Raw genomic sequence first — 2,322 nt, 5'->3', positions numbered from 1 at the left:
GGCCGCGGGGGCCTGGGCCAGCACGGGAGCAGCGGCGGTGAGAACGGTGGCGGTCAGCAGCGCACGGATTTTCATGAAGTAGGTCCTTCCTCCTGAAGGGAATGCAGCTTGGCGAAGGTGGACACTAGCGGTTGTTTCCGCAGCCCGCAGGGAAACCGTGCGGGCGGGCAGCGGCCCCGCCACGCACAATGCTCACTCCTGACCAGGAGGAGGCACCAACAACGGCACCGGCACCACGCGTGACGCTCCGAAGGCCGGAGCCCAGACGCGCTGCACCTCGGGTCCATTGAGGAAGCGGACGATGGCCTGGAAGGCGGGCAGGGGACCTCCCAGCGTCTCCGCCCACTCCAATCCTCGCGGCGACAGGTTGGGCACCAGCGGACCCAGCTCCTCCGCCGACGTCGACGAACGGGTGACGCGCAGCCCCTCGTCCCTCAGTCGCTTGGGGACATACAGGGGCGCGAAGCGCGCGTGCCGGTGGTCATGGACGCAGCCCTCCTCCTCCAGCAGCGCGGCGGACAGCGGCAGCTCGCGCACGTTGAAGAGGAGCTTCACCGCGCCGACGTGCGGGTCATACGGGCCGCGCAGCCGGTGGTCTCCCCGGGGAATCAGGCGCCGGTCCAGGTAGCAGAACGCGCGAGCCTCCGGCGGCAGCGTGCCCCGATGCCGAGCCCCACCGTAGCGATAGAAGGGCCGCAGGTGCTTGGCGTCCACCTCCAACGGCGTGCCCACCTTGAGCGCGCGCAGCTTGGGCAAAAGCTCCTCCGACAGGCCGTGCACCCGCGCGAACTCCGGCAGCTCCTCCATCGGTGACGCGGCGAAGGCGCGGATGCGCGCCAGCAGGCGCTCCGGGTCCGCGTCCACCAGCAGCTCGTCGAAGCGGGTCTTCACCCCTGGCAGGCTCACGGGCACCAGGGTGGTGAGGGGTTCGCCTTCCGCGCTCCAACGTGCATCCAAGGCACTGGCCTCCGGGGTGGTGGGTGCCAGGCGCCACTCGGGCGCCTCGGGGGTGAAGTGCTGCCAGACGCCGCGTCGCTCGAAGCGCGGCGGGTCCACATGGCCCGGAAGCGAGGACCACACGGTGATGCACGTGCGCACCTGCGTGCCCGCGAAGGCGCCGGGCCCCAGGTCCACCACCTCGCGCAGCGTCAGCATGCGCAACAGCGACTGGCGCAGCGGCGCGTAGAGGAAGGCGTCCAGCAGGCTCGCGGGGGTGATGAAGGCGAGCACGCCGGGCCGCGTGGAGAGCCGGTGCGCGGCCACCAGCAGGAAGAAGGCGAAGTCGTCCCGCAGGCTGGTGCCCGGTGGGAGCGCCAGGGGCAACAGCGCGCGCAGCTTCGCGTAGGCCGTCGGGTCCTTCAGCACCGGCGACGTGCCGTTGTAGGGGGGATTTCCCACCCACAGCTCGCGGTGCTCCGGAGGCGTCGTCGCGAGCATGGGTTCCATCCCACCTCGCAACGTGTCGCCTTCGCGCACGTCGGCTTCCGGGACTCGAGCCTGACAGAGTCGGGCTACGGCGGGGTCCAGCTCCAGCCCACACAGACGGGCTCCGGGCCAGAGTTTCGAGGCCGCCGACAAGAAAGCTCCTGCCCCACAGGCGGGGTCCACCACCGTGAGGGGTCCAGCTCCCAGGTGCGCCATCGCGAGCGATAGCGTGCGTTCCACCAGGGGTGCGGGCGTGAAGAACGCCCCCACCGCCTTGCGGTCCAGCCCGGGGAACTGGTGGACGAGCTTTTCCTCGTCGACGTCCAGCATCCTGTTCGCGGCGCGTGGCATCGGGGACTCATCCTAGCCAGCACTTCGCCCAGGGGTGATCCATCCAAAGCTTTGCAAATGCACTCAAACGCTCGGATGTGTCATCCCAATCATTTCACATGCCCGGAAGTCTGAGATTTGGGGCCCCGCAATGCGTTGCGCAAGCCCGCACCGACGTCCGAGTGGGTTGTCCACGTGCTACAGGCCTACCCAGGTTGCCTCATGATTCCGCGAAACAAGGCCATCCCCACCAGCATGGCCCCCACGAAGAGCAGCACCGGGGTGCCTCCCACGGGGAGCGACACCAGGGCCGGGCCGGGGCAATAGCCTGACATGCCCCACCCGATGCCGAAGAGGGCCGCGCCCCCAATCAACCGTCCGTCCACGGAGGCCTGGGGCGGCGGAGGGAAGCGCTCCGCGAGCACGGGCTTCGTCCGTCGCAGGATGAAGGGGCGCAAGAGCGCGTAGGTGCCCAGCGCGCCCGCCATGACGAAGGCGAGGCTCGGGTCCCAACGTCCCGCCACATCGAGGAAACCCACCACCTTCGCCGGGTCCGTCATCCCTCCC

Annotated in this window: 2 protein-coding genes; both read right to left on the bottom strand. The window is 69.6% G+C overall.

The window, feature by feature from the left end; genetic code table 11:
* Nucleotides 1–192: 192 nt before the first annotated feature.
* Complete coding sequence (locus HUW62_RS46810) at nt 193–1,776, bottom strand: class I SAM-dependent DNA methyltransferase (RefSeq protein ID WP_163865477.1); 1,584 nt, start codon at nt 1,774–1,776, stop codon at nt 193–195.
* Between the two features lie 185 nt (nt 1,777–1,961).
* A partial coding sequence (locus tag HUW62_RS46805) for a DUF6691 family protein (protein ID WP_176438143.1) occupies nt 1,962–2,322 on the bottom strand: 361 nt, incomplete at its 5' end.

The organism is Myxococcus sp. AM011, from assembly GCF_013372595.1.
Taxonomy (GTDB): Bacteria; Myxococcota; Myxococcia; order Myxococcales; family Myxococcaceae; genus Myxococcus; species Myxococcus eversor.
Note: the sequence above shows the minus strand (reverse complement) of the source record. Positions and strands in the feature narration are given on the sequence as shown.

Excerpts from the sequence above, each read along its gene's own strand:
- HUW62_RS46810 (WP_163865477.1), bottom strand. The coding sequence starts at position 1,776 with ATGCCACGCGCCGCGAACAGGATGCTGGACGTCGACGAGGAAAAGCTC.